This is a genomic window from Ktedonobacter sp. SOSP1-85 (assembly GCF_016587415.1).
In the GTDB taxonomy this organism is placed as follows: domain Bacteria; phylum Chloroflexota; class Ktedonobacteria; order Ktedonobacterales; family Ktedonobacteraceae; genus Ktedonobacter.
The window spans coordinates 3,034,880-3,049,707 of record NZ_BNJI01000001.1 but is presented as its reverse complement, the minus strand read 5'-3'; the positions used below and the strand labels follow the sequence as shown (position 1 = coordinate 3,049,707).

The following is a 14,828-nucleotide window of genomic DNA, read 5'->3' as shown; positions in this document are numbered from 1 at the left end:
CTGTGAGATACCTCATAGGGAATTGCGTAAAATTGCTTTATCATGTATTTGACTTTATAATGGACATTGGCCGGAGATATATGCAAATATGGCTCCATTGCTTTTAGCAAGCGAAATTCTCATTGTTTGTTTGGAAGAATGATAAAGGTGGGTGCGATGAAGGAGAACGAAAGCGCTTTTTTAGGCAAAACAGTAGGTAATTGCACCATCGAAAAGGTCATTGGGCGGGGTGGCATGAGTACCGTGTACCTGGCGCAACAGCAACGGCCCGCGAGATCGGTAGCGATTAAAATCTTGCGCTCGGAGGCTGAGGGCTCGGAGGCTGCGGACTTTCTGGCGAGATTCCAGCGCGAAGCGGATATCATTGCCCGGCTTGAGCATGTGCATATCATCCCTATTTATGCCTATGGCGAAGGCGAAGGCTATGCCTACCTGGTGATGCCGTATGTGAGTGGTGGCAGCTTGAGCGGTCTGCTGGCAAGGCAGAGAAAGCTGGAAATGCACCAGGCGCTGGGCTTTGTGATGCAGGCCGCCTCCGCCCTGGACTACGCCCATCAGCAGCATGTAATTCACCGCGATCTCAAGCCAAGCAACTTCTTACTCTACCCCGATGGCAGGCTCTTGCTCGCCGACTTTGGCATCGCGCGCCTGGTAGACAGGGCAGAAGATGAGCATAACGCAACTCTGACTTCGCAGGGGACCATTCTGGGAACGCCAGCCTATATGGCGCCAGAGCTGTTGCGCGGCGAGGAGATTGACGCGCGTGTCGATATCTACGCGCTGGGCGTGATTTTTTACCAGATGCTTAGCGGGTCCGTGCCTTTTAAAGGAGATAACCATTACGCGGTCGTTGATAAGCACCTGTATGAACCCTTTCCTGCGCTCTATGGCGTCAATCCCGAGGTCCCGCTGGCAGTGGATGCTGTATTGGCCCGAGCAACTGCTAAGAGCCGCGAAGAGCGTTATGAGACGGCCGGGGCTTTCGTCAAAGCGCTACAAAATGCGATCTATACCTCTGAGGCGGTGACGGAGATGAAGGCCGTGGCAAGCGGCGTACTGCCAACGCTGCCCGCAAGCTTTGCGGGCATTGAACTGGTGCAGCGTTCCGCTCCCTACGCCATGCCTGGGCATTCCCAGACGCCTCAGCAGCCTTATCCAATGCCTCAGGGCGTCACTGCCCAACCACCCTATCCAACGCCTGCGAATCAGGCCTACTGGCAGGCGACTCCTCAGGATGGCATGCCTGTGCAGGGAGGCTGGCCCCAGCAGCCTCTCTATCCGCAGCAGAAGCAAGAGCGTGCCTGGCCACTGGTTCTGAAGGCTCTGCCGAGCCTTGCCCTGCTGGCCGCTATTATCTTTATCAGCTTGCAGGTCATGGGCGCCTTCGCGCAAAAGCCCCAGGGCAACACGGGGCAATCGGGGAATCAACAGCAGGGAAATGCCCTGGTCGCTACCACCACACCAGCCAGTCAGGCGACTACAGTCCCTACGACCGCGCCCACTGCTACTCCTACGGCTGCCCCAACCTCAACCCCAACGCCGATTCCTACACAGACCCCAGTACAGAAAGCGCACGCCGTTGTGCAGTCGTACTATGATCAGTTGAATCGGCGCGATTATCAAGGCGCTTATAATCAATTGTCGCCCAATTTTCAAAACAGTTTATCTTATGATCGCTTCTCCAGCGGCTACTCTAAAGTACATCACCAGGACATCACCTTCCTGAGCGAGACATCCAATGGTGATGGGACCGTGACGGAAGCCGTTCACCTGGTGGTTCAAGAGGAGAATGATCAGGGTGTTGTCCAGACGCATGAGCAAAACTGGACGGGGATCATTGTCCAGCAGGGCGATGGAAGCTGGAAGATCGATAGCGCAAAATTTAGTTAATCAGTAGTTGATAAAGTGGTGCCCCTGGTAGCCAGGGGCACCACTTTATCAACTACTGATTAGCGCTGGTTGAGCGCCGCAAGCGCGAAAGCCAACGAATTTGATGATTTTTGAAAAGTCGCAAAAAAGGTGTTGACAAATCGCGAAGAGGATGGTATTATGCACCATGTCAATCGGAACCGCTTGTATGCGCAGGCGAACCGGTGGTTATTGCGAAGAGGGTACACCCGTTCCCATCCCGAACACGGTAGTTAAGCTCTTCAGCTCCAACGATACTTTGGGGGCAGCCCCACGGGAAAATAGGACACCGCCGTTTCGCCCGCTCACACAAGCGGTCTTTTTATTATCAAGCTGGACACCGCCGTTTCACCTGCTCACACGGGCGGTTCTTTGTTTATATCGAACACGAGCAAACGCATGGAAGAACTCAGTATTGGTGAAGTCGCCCGGCGCACCGGCCTGCGCACCTCGGCGATTCGTTACTACGAAAGCATTAACCTTCTGCCGCCGCCGCGCAGGGTGAGCGGTCAGAGACGTTATGCGCCAGAGACGGTGCAAACACTGGAGTTCGTGCAAACCGCCAGGCGTATTGGCTTCTCTCTTACAGAAATTCAATCTCTATTAGAGAAGCGACAGGGCGAAGTTCCCCTTGGGGCGCACTGGCAGGGCCTGGTGCAGCGTAAACTCATTGAGGTACAAAACGTTATTAATCAGGCTCAGACCATGCAGCACCTGCTGGTGCAGGGCGGCGGATGCAGCTGTACCACCCTCGAAGAATGCATCGATTGCGTACTGGCAAACTGCCAATAAGAAATATGCGTAGCGATGGTCCTGCTGAAAAATTGGGAAACGCGCTAAAGCTGGTCCCTACCGGTATGGGAAGCCTTCTCATGTGTTATGAGGCCCCGCTTCATGGCGACGGCGACGGCTGAGGCGCGTGAGTCAACCTGCAATTTAAAGTAGATGTTTGCCAGGTGTGTCTTGACGGTTGGCTCACTGATACTCAGATAGATGGCAATCTCCTTGTTGCGCTGGCCATGTGCGACACAGGTCAGCACCTCTAGCTCGCGCTCCGTTAGATTCACCCACTGCGCCTGCGCAGACGATCTCTCCTCTACAGGTGTCGCTCCTTCTATTCGCTCAAGCAAACTTCGCACCAGGGCGTGCTGGAGGAGTGTCTCCTTGTGAACGCTCGCAGTCAAGGCCTGGTGGAGGGTCGTGCGACTGGCATGTAGCGGCAGGCACGTTGCCATGCCCGTTTGCAGACAGGCCAGGAGGAACTCTGGGTCATCGGCATGCATGGCGAGCCCCACTATCGCCAGGGCTGGCCACTCGCCGTGCATCATGCTGAGGGCTTTGAGCGTCGCGCCCTGGTGAATATGTGTATCAATGAGCAGGACCTGGGGTTGAAGTTCGCCTACAAGGCGCATCGTCTCAGGGAGCGATGTGGCGATGGCAAGCAGTTGAATATCCGGGCTACCGGCAAGCATAGTGCGCAGGCCTTCGCAGACAATCGGGTGTGCGCTAGCGATGAGCAGGCGCAATGGTTTGGAGGCGTCGTTCATCGTTCTTCCTCTGGTGTGTATTTAGCTTTATTACTTCTTTTGCATAGAATAGCAAAAAATATGGTATGAAAACCAGGATAGATGGATGAAATCCGTTTGGCTGAGAAGTAATCATCCATTCATACGATGTTGCCTATCCGGTGAAGCCGCTACAATTGGGGTGTAAAGAGAAAAGAGATACGTACAACCCACCTATAAGGAGGTAGGAGACATGATGTGGCAAGCAATAGCCGCCGCCCTGGCGATTGGCCTGGGAGCAATTGGCGCGGGTATCGCCATGGGTTTAGCTAATGGGCGCGCTTATGAGGCGTTAGGGCGCAACCCTGAGTCGGGAAGCACCGTACGCACAAACTTCATCCTGGGCCTGGTTTTCTCCGAAACGATTGTCATCTACGCCCTGGTCATGGGCTTGTTGATCCTCTTGCGCCAGTGACAAAGGGATCTCCTCCGGCTCTTGTCTCGGTTCGCTACGCGAACTCCAGGGGTAAGATGTGTATGTGGAAAACGGCCTGCCGTTTTCCACATACACATCTTACCCCTGAGCGCCGTAGGCGCGAAGAAAGCAGGCAGGATAAAGAGTGCATATGCTACAATGTCAATATAATCAATATTGTAGCTATGATGTAGGCTCAGGGGAGAGTTCTCAGCAAAGCCGTGCTAAAGAAAGAGGAGAAAACTTCTTTTATGACCACCCAGCTCTATCTGATTCGTCATGGTGAAGCCACAAGTCAGGTACACCAGTTTCTTCGCGATGATGGACTTACCGAATTAGGCGTCAGGCAGGCCGAGCGCCTGCGCGATAGATTGATTGCTACACGCGAGATTCAGGCAGACATTGTGATCGCCAGTACCCTGCCACGAGCCAGGCAGACCGCCGAGATTATCGCCCCGGCCTTTGAGCTACCAATTATCTTTGATGATGAGGTGCAGGAAATGCTAGAAGGCGAAGCCCATGGCCTGACCTATGATGAATATCACGAGCGCTATGGTCCCGGTCCGGACTTTCTGCACCAGCCATTTAAACCGATAGCGCCGGGTGGCGAGAGCTGGCCTTCCTTTGCCCTGCGTGTCGCCACCGCTTTAGAGCGCATTACTCAGGAGCACGCGGGCAAGAGTATCGTCATCGTCTGTCATGGCGGTGTTATCGATAACTCTTTCGCCTACTTTTTTCGCTATAGCACCTTTGCCATGCCGCCTGCCCATTTCTTTACCCAGAACACCTCCATTACTCAGTGGCGAGAGGATGAGCATAATGGAACCAGTTTCTGGCGCTTGATACGTTATAACGATAATATGCATGTGCGTGGCCTGGAGACGGATACGCTCATCCCCTGGGAGCAGCTTCCCTTGCCAAAGAGAAAGCGCTACCAGGTCGACCAGCCCGACGAACCTGCCAGCGAACAATAAAAATAAAGATGTGGGATATGATAGGGAAATACTGCAGGCATTTCCCTATCATATCCCACATCTTTATTAAAGAGAAATGTATTATAGCGCGACGCGCTCGATCAGCATAATGGTTACGGTCAGGAAGACCCCCAGGCTAATCACGGAGATGACAGGATCAAGTAGAGGCGCTGTGATTAAACTGCCACGTAGGCGCAGGCGCTGCAAGAGGTTGGGCAGGCCCAGGCCGCAGAAGTAAGCGATTAACTGTGTAAAGCCAAAGCCCAGCGCCGCCACCAGGCTTAAGGCAACGGTATGGAAGAGCACGAAGGCCGCGATCCCAGCCAGGATGCTCACGACAATGCCGCTAAAGGTGCCGATCAGCAACTCACGCAGAATCGTTTTCCACAGATCACGCCCGCGTGTGCTGCGCAGGTTCCAGCCAGCGATGCCCAGGGCCTGTGAGCTAGCACTCCCGCTTGTGAGCAGCAGCATCGGAACCAGGCAGAAGAGACCTCCAAGTGCCAGTGAGAGCCGATTATCGCTTACACTTCCTACGAGGCTAACGAGTGCGGTGGTATGTGCGAGCAGGGGGGCGAAGGCCTGAGCCAGGACCAGGGCCAGAACAAAGCCTGCAATCACGTTGACAATAGGCCAGATTGTGCGCCGAGCGGCAGTTGACCAGGAGAAATTCTCCTCTTCTTCAGACTCCTCCACATCCGCGCCCACGATATCGGAGAGGTCTTCAGCTTGCTCCTCGTGGATAACGTCGATGACATCGTCGACCGTGACCAGTCCCACAAGGTGATCTTCCTCATCAACGACGGGCACGCCAAGCAGGTCGTACTTGGCGATGATCCGCGCCACCTCTTCCTGGTCGGTATCCACATGCACTTTGATGACGTCGGGGTCCTTCAGATCGGCGATGCGTGTCGTGGGTTCGGCGACAACCAGTTGCCGCAACGAGACCACACCCTTTAGATGGTGCTGCTCATCAATGACATAGAGATAGTAAACCATCTCCAGGTGCTCTGAGTGCTGGCGCAGGTAGGTCAGCGCATCCTCGACCGTCGATGTCTCAGAGAGCGCCAGGTACTCAGGCGTCATAATACCGCCTGCCGTCTCGGCGTCATAGCGCAGGAGATCGCGAATGGGGCGTGACTCCTCAGTGGGCATGAGGTTAAGCAGGTGCTCGGCCTCAGCCGGAGCCATCTCGGCCAGGATATCGGCGGCATCATCAGGTGCGAGGCGCTCCAGGAGATCAGAGGCGCGCTCGGGATCCAGCTCGCTGATCAGTTCGCTCTGCAAGGGATACTCGACCTCGTTGAGGGTATCGGCGGCGGTCTCCATGTCCAGGCGCTCCAGCATGGCCCCGGCCTCTTCGACATCAAGCTGCTCCAGGATGTCGGCGATATCGGCGGGATGGAGATCGATCAGTTTGTTATGACTTACGTTGAGCTGGAGCTTGGGGATAACGCCAACCGCCCCCACGGTTGCAGCGGTGGTACCTGCTAGGGCGAGCTGACCGGTGTGTGCGCCCACCACCTGAATGGGTTCAACATAATTCCAGGTAATGGTTCGCTCTGGCAACTGCAATGGAACGACGCGCCCGATGCGGTCAATCGTGGCTTGCAAGCCAAGGCGACGCAGCAAGCCACTCAGGCTAATATCCACACCAACCAGGCGCGCGGTGCGTTTAATCTGAGCCAATTTAAGATCATTGACTTTAACAACGCGGAAGCCCTGAGTATCTACAATCTGCTTATCAAGAATATCTCTTTTTAATAAAAGCTCTTCAGTATGCGGGATATAAGGTGTAATACCATCTTTATTAATATTTAAGCGTACTTCTGGTCCCTCTACAGTGGCTACCTGGGACCAGGGAATCATCATTTCTCCGTTGCCGCTGCGATGGACGACGAGCGCGGTTACCACGGGAAAGGTCTCATCAAGGGAGACGCAGACATCGCGCACGCTACCCACGCGGCGATGGTCGTTATCGACAATGCTCCGGCGGAGCAGATCGCTCAAGAAAATCATGAAATCACCGCCTTTTTCAAGACTCAGTAGTGCGTATCCACTTATCCACATTCTGTGCACATATGTGTATAAGTAGTTTGAATGTCCTTTGCAGTTGCTCGTTTGCGGTGGTAGATGCCCTGTCACAGGAGCAAGGCGCACAGCGCTCCTAATTCTCCTGTAGGCAGGAGGGTCACTGGAGGCTGTGTTAGTGTTCTTCGGATAGCAAAGCCGAGCACAGGTTGGTCTGTCGGGAGCGGTATGAGCCTGCCTATCGCACGGACAGGTAGGACCAGCGATGCCTCTTTTGTAAGAGAACATCGTCAGAGACACGCTCATAGACAGAGCAGAAAAGCCATAAGGGGGATGCTGCTGAGCAGCACAAGGACTTGCTGGCAAAGGCGGGATCGTCCTTACTCGACATCTCTTGGGTCTGACTATAATGCTATATCATAGGGGGAAACTGGTGGATGTCAGCTCATCGAGTAAGGGTATGGTGGTTATAGGTCAGGCAAGCGAGGTATTAGAAAGTGAGCCATCGCAACCACACCTGGCTACTCGATGAGGAGTAGAACTCTCCCATTGGCAGGCACAATCAGGCCTGCCGCTAGTACTGTGACTAGAACTAGGGCCAGCGTCCATATCCCTCACCTCCTTTGCCCAGGCAATCAGGCGTATTTACTCCGGGGCGCCAGTAGTGGCGCGAGATCGGTAACGAAGCGGAGCAATCGCGTTGATTGTGGGTGTACGAAAAAATTTTTGGAAATTGTGAGATTTTTCTCTCTCCACTGAGTATAACATGTCATCAAAGAGGTGACAAGTTACTTAGTGTACATAGTACATATGTGCATGTTGCACAATATGCACATAACGAGAAGCATCATAATGATTCAACGTGGCTTAGACTGTGTTATGTGTCTTCTTGTACACGGGAGAAGGGTGCACAGGGTTTCACTGTCTGGTTGTAATAAGCAGGTTAATAAGATCTTCTGGCGCGCCATTGCGCGTAGCCTCTGGTTGAGTGGCTGATTTTATCCCTGTGGTAGGAGAGGATAGATCGCGTTCTTCAGTTGGGCGCAGATATCTTCCACCGGTTGTTTGGCGTCGATGACCCGAAACTCGTAGGGCTTGACCATGTGCTCGAACTGGGTGAGGAGCCGGGCCTGGTAGGTTATAAAGCTTTCATAGAGATCGGGACCCAGGCGCATATCCATCCCTGATTCCCAGTAATTGAAACCCCCGCGCTGGAGCACGCGTGGAATCAGATCATCAATACCAATGTTGAGATAGAAAATGGCATCGGGCTTGAGGGCCAGACTGTAAATAGAGCGCAGCCAATGAGGATTGGCGCCACGCACCATTGCACGAGCCATCAGTGTATAGATATACCGGTCAATCAGAACAATAAAGCCAGCTCGTAGCGCGGGGAGAACCTGGTTCTCCAGGCGATCTACGAAATCGGTGGCGTAGAAGAGATGCATCGTGATTGGGCCAAGAGTATGTCCGGCCTTGGCCTGCCTGATACCATCGCCTGCGAGTGCCGAGCGCGTGAACTCGGTATCTGCTACTGCGTAGCCCAGGCTCTCCAGCCAGGGACGTAAGAGCCGAAGCTGTGTTGTGCGACCTACACCATCGGTCCCTTCAATAACAATTAAGCGTCCTGGCAAAATTTCTTCACCAACCTGAATACCCAGGGTATCAATACCATAACAATCAGGGCGGGTCATAAGTATATGTTCCTCCTTAAACAGATCCACCAGCGTGGTTGAAGCCGAAATCCCTTTCGTGTCGCGGATGATTGGTTCAATGACGACACTCATGGATAGAAGTGACTCCTTACTTGATAATAATCTCGGAACGTCCAGTAGACTGTGAAGTTTGTTTCCAGGATGACTCCCCAGGCGTCGTTGACTCTAGCGGGGTTGACCCTAAAGGAGGTAGCGGCATACTGATGCGGCGCACACCTTCAAGGTGAGGAAGGACGAGCTCACGCATATGTCGCTGCTGCTCTTGAATGGAGAGCGTGGCATCCATCACGGTGAGGCCAAACTCCTTGACCATTGCCTCATATTCCTGGACCACGCGATGCTGAAAGAGTTTGAAGCTCTCATAGGGATCGGTGCTCAGTCCAAGATCCATGCCTGCCTCATAGTACTTCAGGTGTGGTCTCCCATTCATAATCCGGCGTAATGAGAGCGAGAGGGGCACGCGGTAGTAGAATGCCAGGGTAGGTTGGACTGCGAAGCGATAGAGTTCCCGTACCCAGGTACGGTTCACTCCACGAGCCGCGTCGCGTGCAAAAGCTGTATAAATATAGCGGTCCGCAAGCACAATCGCGCCAGCCTTCAGTGGCGGGATAATGTCATGTTCGGTGCGATCCGCAAAATCCGTGGCATGAATCAGGCTAAACGTGGTCGGAGTGAGAATTTGCTTTTTCTTACCGCGCGAGGTCGTTTGTTTGACGAGCGGCGAGGAGTTCCACTCGCTAAAGAAGACGCTATACCCCTGGCTGATCAGCCACTGGCGGAGTAGCGCAATCTGGGTGCTCTTACCGGAACCATCGATTCCCTCAACAACGAAGAGCTTACCAGGAAACTGATGTGACCCGTAGGTTTCCATATAAAGTCCTTTTTGCGTAACAATGCATAGATATCGATCATATGCGATGACATATCCCTTGAGATTAGTGCCACGAATAGAGAAGCCGACCTTTTATATACGCTTGTATGTTGGGTTTGTTATGTATGTATAAACACGTATACAAAGGCATTATAGACACAAAATGAGAAAGGTATATCTGTCAACACCGATGCATGATATGAAACGTCTAAGCCAGGAGTGTGGTAGAAATAGTATACCATGTATAGCAGGAGGTATGGGTATATGGAGCGGGCGCGAAAAGCCGAAGCCCTGGTGAGGGGAAAACTTTTGTGGTACGATGCAGTGCAGTAAAACATGTTGAAGAGCAATAGAGTAATGCATTGCCCTGTGACGAAACGTATTCCTACATATAGACAGTGTCTATGCAGCTGATAAGCCAGAAAAGATGAAGCGATATACGTAGCCCTAAAAGGATAATGTCTATGGTAAACCAGATTTTGCATATCAATATACAGACACCCAGTGGGTATCTTGAAAGTATACTCAAGCCCGTAGATGATGGCCAGAAGCCAGCTTATGTCGGAATTGTCTGCCATCCTCATCCTCTATTTGGCGGCACGATGCATAATAAAGTCGTTTTCAAAGTAGCACAAGTTATGCAGGCCAACGACATCCCTTCACTCCGTTTCAATTTCCGTGGCGTTGGCCATAGCAGTGGAACATATGACGAGGGGCGCGGCGAGATGGATGATGTGCGCTATGCTCTCGATTTTATGAGCCGTAAGTATCCTGGCGTGCCAGTGATCCTGGCTGGTTTCTCGTTTGGTGCATTTGTTGGACTCAAGGTCGCGGCCATTGACGACCGTGTCCAGGCCATGATGGGCCTGGGCGTGCCCGCGCGCTGGTTTGGCGCTACCAATCCTCTGGTTGGTTGTCACAAACCCAAGTTGTTTATCCATGGGACCAGGGATGACCAGGCGCCTTATGAGGCTGCAATGCAGTGGTTTGAGCAGGTGCCAGCCCCCAAACGCATCGTCACCGTGCAGGATGCCGACCACTTCTTCCAGGGCAGGTTAGACGAGGTGCAGGCCATCATCGCAAATTTTGTTACCACCTTGCCCCAGCCCTCGCATAGCCTGTAAACTATCGCTGGGAGCGTATGGACCCTGGCAGCCTCTGGTTGTCAGGGTCCATACGCTCCCAGCGATTTTAATTTATTTCAAGGAGTACATTACCATGACACAGAACCAGACCATATTTGAAGTGCACACCATTGCCGCGGAAGACACATATGTGTTGCGTCAGAGCGTCCTGCGTCCCATGCAATCCCTGGCCGAGTGCGCCTATCCTGAAGATCACGAGCCGGAGACGCTGCATGCAGGCTGTTATCGCGATGGTCAGCTAGTAGGCGTGGGAACAATTTTCCGCGAGAAGCGGGAGGGCAGCGAGGCTCCAGGCGGCTGGCGTGTGCGCGGCATGGCGGTAAGTCCAGAAGCGCGAGGGTCCGGCTGTGGCGGCTCCGTTCTAGAGGCACTGCTCACGCACGCTGAGAAGCATCGCCCCCAGGGAGAAGCATTTGAGGTCTGGTGTAATGGTCGCGTGAATGTAGAAGGCTTCTACCAGCGCTATGGCTTCCAGCGCTATGGCGATATCTTCGACGTTCCTCCCATTGGTCTACATGTTGTGATGGTCAGGTATATCCAGCTTTAAGCTCCGCAAATACATATGCAAAAGCTGCACAAAATAGAAAATTTAGCATACAATAAGAATCGTGGGAAAGATGCCATGAATATATCGGATTGATAGGTGAGCGTAGGAGAGGCAGAGAGCATGGAAGATATTGTGCGTATCGCGCTGATAGGTGATTACCGGGAAGACATGATTGCGCACCAGGTGATTCCCCAGGCCTTGGAGCGGGCGGCGCGCCCGTTGTCACTATGCCTTGAGATACGCTGGCTGGCGACTTCGCAGGTACAGCATATGCGTTGGGAGGACCTGGCTAAATTCGATGGACTCTGGTGTGTCCCTGGCACAGCCTATGCGCAGCCTGAGGGAGTGTTGCGCGCGATTCGTCTGGCGCGAGAGCGCTGGCTCCCCTTTCTAGGTACCTGCCTGGGTTTCCACTACACACTTATCGAGTATGCCCGTCATGTCCTGAGCCTTCCCGAAGCAGACCACGCCGCTATCAAGCCTGATGTGGGCCTGCCCCTCATCGCCTCGCTCGTGCGCTCGCATATGGATGGGCGTATTCTATTTCAGCCTGGTTCATCTATCAGTCAGATATATGGGGCGTACGAAACCATTGAGCAGTATGGCCAATATGATTTTGGCCTGGATCCTCGTTGTCGCGACCTGCTTACCTATGATGATTTAGCTATCTGTGGGCTGGATAGAAGTGGTGCGGCGCAGGCTGTAGAGCTTCATGGGCATCCCTTCTTCTTTGCCACCCAGTATCAGCCAGAACTCTATGAAGTTCGCAACGAGATGCACCCCTTAATCAAGGCCTTTTTGCGTGCCGCAGCATAGTATGGTGGATAACTTGTGGATAACTTGTGGATAACTAAATGGTAGGTTTAGCAACGGTGGATGGGCCAGGCTTGCCTGGCCCATCCACCGTTGCTAAACCTACCATTTCTCAAAACAAAGAACCGCCCATGTGAGCGGGTGAAACGGCGGTGTCCTATTTTCCCGTGGGGCTGCCCCCAAAGTATCGTTGGAGCTGAAGAGCTTAACTACCGTGTTCGGGATGGGAACGGGTGTACCCTCTTCGCAATAACCACCGGTTCGCCTGCGCATACAAGCGGTTCCGATTGACATGGTGCATAATATCATGGTCTCTAAATATTGTCAACAGTTTTGCGAGGCAATTTTTGCGCAATAAAAAAATTGCCTCGCAAGGTGACTTATTGTATCGGTGAGAGAGATATATTTTGCAGCAGAGTTATTCACAAAAGGCAGAGTTTATGTGTCTCCCTTTTTGTTGCTCATCCGTGTACAAGTAAAGAAAAGCATACGTTGCTAAACTGATATATAGGCTTGCGAGCGCTTATAGCATGGCGCGAGCGATACGGAAGGAGGATATAACGTGAGTACCTATCAAAATCCTAATCCGCAGCAGACGCCGATTGTGGCTGGTGTCTTCCAGAGCGAGAACCAGGCCAAGGTGGCCGTGAATGAATTGCGCAAGCACAATTTCGCCCATGATCAAATTGGGGTGGCCATTCCTGAGAAGAGCCAGGTAGATAGCCTGTCACAGGATTTCATGAAATTGGGCGTGCCTCAGCAGAAGGCTTCGTACTATGAGAGCGAGTTCAATTCTGGCCATATCGTAGTCTCGGTGCGACCAGATGGGCGTGAGGGCGAGGCCGAGCATATTCTCCGCGACAGCGGTGGGTATGATCAGGGCGAGAAAAAAATGGGGAAAGAGCCTCCCATGGAAAACGAGGGAGAGCGCTAAGCCAGGCGTTTTTCAATAGCAGTATAGAGAGAAGAGGGGGCGCAATCCCACGGGAACGCGCCTCCTCTTCTGGTTTTGGATGCTCGGGCTTTGACTCTATTTTTTTATATGACACGTATAGTTACTAACAGTGGTGTGGAGGGCCACAGTGGGGCGAGAAATAGGGTGGGGGTGAGGGGCAAATTATGGCACAGGTCAATCAATTAGTAGCGAGTGATGAAGGAAACACAGAAGGCATGGCAAAGAAGCATGTACTGTCACCCGAACAACGTATCTATATCCCCCTGGTTGCGATAGAGAGAGCGACCCAGAAGCATTCCTGGAGCCGTCTACCGGTAGCTATGGCATCTAAACCTGATCAAGCATGTGGTGAGGCGCGACGCATTGGCTATACTGGTCGCGAGGAACACGACCTGGCACTATATCGCTTAAAGATCAAGCCTGATAGCTTGCCAACTGTAACGCTACCGGGTATCTATATCATTGACAATGGCATATTTCAAGACTATGAGGAATGGAAGGCGATCCAGGAGCCGAGCTTGGAGACCCCCGTTGAATAAACTATTTTTATATGGGTTGTGGATGAGTGAGAAGTTCTGAGTAGGTAACCTTTCGCGACTTAAAGCAAGGCAATGCTGGTTTTTGGGCTTTTTAGCTCTACCTTTCTCGATATGGGAAGGTAGAGCTATTTTTATTGCTCATTTGCTTAAAATAGCCTGTCATGGGGATGTAGCTGGTATTTGCCTGCTTATGTTAAATGAGTGTTAACCTATCCCTGGGGAAAGTTTAACACTCATTTAACTATTCCATAAAGCATAGTTAATTCTGCAATGATAAATTATGAGTGCGACAGAAATTAGGATTTTAGGAATGGGTGAAGAGAATAGATTGAAGTTCTTCATCTTTTTTCCAAAAAATAGGTTAAGTTATATCAACTTTATTTGTAGGAGATACTATGTTGAAGAAATGGCGCGTTGCCATCGTGCTTCTGGCCATCGTGGCGCTCTCAATGATTATCGCGGCTTGCGGTGGTGATACCGGTGATGCCGGCAGCAGCGCTACTAAGACGACTTCGACCCCTCAGACTTCCAGCGATAGTGCTTTCTCTTGTGTTTCTGGCTCCATCATTGCCAGTGGCTCGACGGCTCTGCAGCCTTACGTCGACGCGGTTTCGAAGAAGTATACGGCGAAATGCTCCGGCGCTCAGATTGCTGTTCAGCCTGGTGGTAGTAAGAAGGGTCTCTCGGACGCCGAGGCTGGTACCTCGCAGATCGGTAACTCGGACGTTTTTGCTGATAGCACCCAGGGCGATCTCGTCGACCACCAGGTTGCGATCGTCATCTTCACGATGATTGTCAGCCCTGACGTCACCACGAAAGACCTTACCACTCAACAGCTGATCGACATCTACACTGGTAAAGTGACCAACTGGAAACAAGTTGGTGGCGCCGACGAGCCCATCGTGGTTGTGAGCCGCCCCACCTCTTCTGGTACCCGCGCGACCTTCAAGAAGTTCGTCCTCAATGGTCAGAACGAGAGCCCTGCTCAGGCGAAGGCCCTGACCTCCGATAGCACCGGCACCGTTGTCCAGACCATTCAGCAGAACAAAGGTGCGATTGGTTATGCCGCCCTTGGTGCCTCGCAGACCGCTCAGAAGAGTGGCCAGGTCAATATCCTGACCATCGACGGCAAACAGCCAAACGCCGACAACGTGAAGAGCAATGCCTACAAGTTCTGGAACATCGAGCACATGTACACCAAGGGCGAGGCCACTGGCCTGAGCAAAGCCTTCCTGGATTACATGTTCAGCTCCGATGCCGACACGATTGCTGAGGGCCTGGCCTTCGTGAAGATCAAAGATGTCCCCCAGAACATCCGCGACACCCACAATAAATAAGCTTTAGCCTGAT

14 protein-coding genes and 2 rRNA genes are annotated in these 14,828 nt (G+C 52.6%); 11 read left to right on the top strand and 5 right to left on the bottom strand.

Annotated elements, in window-relative coordinates:
• The first annotated feature begins 156 nt into the window (after positions 1-156).
• The 3 genes from KTE_RS12785 to KTE_RS12775 all read left to right on the top strand — a co-directional run bounded on the left by KTE_RS12785 (position 157) and on the right by KTE_RS12775 (position 2,700).
• Positions 157-1,890, top strand: a complete 1,734-nt coding sequence (locus tag KTE_RS12785) for a serine/threonine-protein kinase (RefSeq protein ID WP_201381478.1) — start codon at positions 157-159, stop codon at positions 1,888-1,890.
• A 199-nt stretch (positions 1,891-2,089) separates the two neighbouring features.
• A 5S ribosomal RNA gene (rrf, locus tag KTE_RS12780) occupies positions 2,090-2,206 on the top strand.
• A 101-nt stretch (positions 2,207-2,307) separates the two neighbouring features.
• The gene (locus KTE_RS12775) at positions 2,308-2,700 is read left to right on the top strand and encodes a MerR family transcriptional regulator (RefSeq protein ID WP_201370340.1); all 393 of its coding nucleotides are present in this window, start codon (positions 2,308-2,310) and stop codon (positions 2,698-2,700) included.
• Positions 2,701-2,744: 44 nt separating this feature from the next.
• Here the strand turns inward: KTE_RS12775 and KTE_RS12770 are convergent, their stop codons facing one another.
• On the bottom strand, positions 2,745-3,455 hold the full coding sequence (locus KTE_RS12770; protein ID WP_201381476.1) for a response regulator transcription factor: 711 nt from the start codon (positions 3,453-3,455) through the stop codon (positions 2,745-2,747).
• Between the two features lie 211 nt (positions 3,456-3,666).
• Between KTE_RS12770 and KTE_RS12765 the strand changes: the two genes are divergently transcribed.
• Positions 3,667-3,888 carry an ATP synthase F0 subunit C gene (locus tag KTE_RS12765; RefSeq protein ID WP_201381474.1) on the top strand — a complete coding sequence of 74 codons (222 nt, stop codon included), beginning with the start codon at positions 3,667-3,669 and terminating at the stop codon, positions 3,886-3,888.
• Between the two features lie 251 nt (positions 3,889-4,139).
• Complete coding sequence (locus KTE_RS12760) at positions 4,140-4,862, top strand: histidine phosphatase family protein (RefSeq protein WP_201381473.1); 723 nt, start codon at positions 4,140-4,142, stop codon at positions 4,860-4,862.
• A gap of 81 nt (positions 4,863-4,943) precedes the next feature.
• Here the strand turns inward: KTE_RS12760 and mgtE are convergent, their stop codons facing one another.
• The 3 genes from mgtE to KTE_RS12745 all read right to left on the bottom strand — a co-directional run bounded on the left by mgtE (position 4,944) and on the right by KTE_RS12745 (position 9,479).
• A complete protein-coding gene (gene mgtE, locus KTE_RS12755; RefSeq protein ID WP_201381472.1) occupies positions 4,944-6,881 on the bottom strand; it encodes a magnesium transporter in 1,938 nt (645 codons plus the stop codon).
• Positions 6,882-7,891: 1,010 nt separating this feature from the next.
• Positions 7,892-8,680 (bottom strand): thymidylate kinase, encoded by a 789-nt coding sequence (locus KTE_RS12750; RefSeq protein WP_201381471.1) that lies wholly within the window; start codon positions 8,678-8,680, stop codon positions 7,892-7,894.
• A gap of 16 nt (positions 8,681-8,696) precedes the next feature.
• Positions 8,697-9,479, bottom strand: a complete 783-nt coding sequence (locus KTE_RS12745; protein ID WP_201381470.1) for a thymidylate kinase — start codon at positions 9,477-9,479, stop codon at positions 8,697-8,699.
• Between the two features lie 464 nt (positions 9,480-9,943).
• Here KTE_RS12745 and KTE_RS12740 point away from each other — a divergent pair, with 464 nt between their 5' ends.
• From KTE_RS12740 to KTE_RS12730, 3 genes are all read left to right on the top strand, one after another.
• Positions 9,944-10,603: an alpha/beta hydrolase gene (locus KTE_RS12740; protein ID WP_201381468.1), complete on the top strand. Its 660-nt coding sequence runs from the start codon at positions 9,944-9,946 to the stop codon at positions 10,601-10,603.
• Between the two features lie 94 nt (positions 10,604-10,697).
• Entirely contained in the window at positions 10,698-11,171 is a 474-nt protein-coding gene (locus tag KTE_RS12735; RefSeq protein ID WP_201381466.1) for a GNAT family N-acetyltransferase, read from the top strand.
• A gap of 120 nt (positions 11,172-11,291) precedes the next feature.
• A complete protein-coding gene (locus KTE_RS12730) occupies positions 11,292-11,987 on the top strand; it encodes a hypothetical protein (protein ID WP_201381463.1) in 696 nt (231 codons plus the stop codon).
• Between the two features lie 141 nt (positions 11,988-12,128).
• Here KTE_RS12730 and rrf (KTE_RS12725) read toward each other — a convergent pair.
• Positions 12,129-12,245 (bottom strand): 5S ribosomal RNA (rrf, locus tag KTE_RS12725).
• 301 nt (positions 12,246-12,546) lie between these two features.
• Here rrf (KTE_RS12725) and KTE_RS12720 point away from each other — a divergent pair.
• The 3 genes from KTE_RS12720 to KTE_RS12710 all read left to right on the top strand — a co-directional run bounded on the left by KTE_RS12720 (position 12,547) and on the right by KTE_RS12710 (position 14,815).
• Positions 12,547-12,918, top strand: a complete 372-nt coding sequence (locus KTE_RS12720) for a hypothetical protein (protein WP_201381462.1) — start codon at positions 12,547-12,549, stop codon at positions 12,916-12,918.
• 185 nt (positions 12,919-13,103) lie between these two features.
• Entirely contained in the window at positions 13,104-13,478 is a 375-nt protein-coding gene (locus tag KTE_RS12715) for a hypothetical protein (RefSeq protein ID WP_201381461.1), read from the top strand.
• 395 nt (positions 13,479-13,873) lie between these two features.
• On the top strand, positions 13,874-14,815 hold the full coding sequence (locus tag KTE_RS12710) for a phosphate ABC transporter substrate-binding protein (protein WP_201381460.1): 942 nt from the start codon (positions 13,874-13,876) through the stop codon (positions 14,813-14,815).
• Positions 14,816-14,828: the final 13 nt, after the last annotated feature.

What these genes read in the sequence shown, in the direction of transcription:
- KTE_RS12770 (WP_201381476.1), bottom strand. Translation starts at nt 3,455, where the DNA reads ATGAACGACGCCTCCAAACCATTGCGCCTGCTCATCGCTAGCGCACAC.
- KTE_RS12775 (WP_201370340.1), top strand. Translation starts at nt 2,308, where the DNA reads ATGGAAGAACTCAGTATTGGTGAAGTCGCCCGGCGCACCGGCCTGCGC.
- KTE_RS12740 (WP_201381468.1), top strand. Translation starts at nt 9,944, where the DNA reads ATGGTAAACCAGATTTTGCATATCAATATACAGACACCCAGTGGGTAT.
- KTE_RS12715 (WP_201381461.1), top strand. Translation starts at nt 13,104, where the DNA reads ATGGCACAGGTCAATCAATTAGTAGCGAGTGATGAAGGAAACACAGAA.
- KTE_RS12760 (WP_201381473.1), top strand. Translation starts at nt 4,140, where the DNA reads ATGACCACCCAGCTCTATCTGATTCGTCATGGTGAAGCCACAAGTCAG.
- mgtE (WP_201381472.1), bottom strand. Translation starts at nt 6,881, where the DNA reads ATGATTTTCTTGAGCGATCTGCTCCGCCGGAGCATTGTCGATAACGAC.
- KTE_RS12730 (WP_201381463.1), top strand. Translation starts at nt 11,292, where the DNA reads ATGGAAGATATTGTGCGTATCGCGCTGATAGGTGATTACCGGGAAGAC.
- KTE_RS12735 (WP_201381466.1), top strand. Translation starts at nt 10,698, where the DNA reads ATGACACAGAACCAGACCATATTTGAAGTGCACACCATTGCCGCGGAA.
- KTE_RS12785 (WP_201381478.1), top strand. Translation starts at nt 157, where the DNA reads ATGAAGGAGAACGAAAGCGCTTTTTTAGGCAAAACAGTAGGTAATTGC.
- KTE_RS12745 (WP_201381470.1), bottom strand. Translation starts at nt 9,479, where the DNA reads ATGGAAACCTACGGGTCACATCAGTTTCCTGGTAAGCTCTTCGTTGTT.
- KTE_RS12750 (WP_201381471.1), bottom strand. Translation starts at nt 8,680, where the DNA reads ATGAGTGTCGTCATTGAACCAATCATCCGCGACACGAAAGGGATTTCG.
- KTE_RS12710 (WP_201381460.1), top strand. Translation starts at nt 13,874, where the DNA reads ATGTTGAAGAAATGGCGCGTTGCCATCGTGCTTCTGGCCATCGTGGCG.
- KTE_RS12765 (WP_201381474.1), top strand. Translation starts at nt 3,667, where the DNA reads ATGATGTGGCAAGCAATAGCCGCCGCCCTGGCGATTGGCCTGGGAGCA.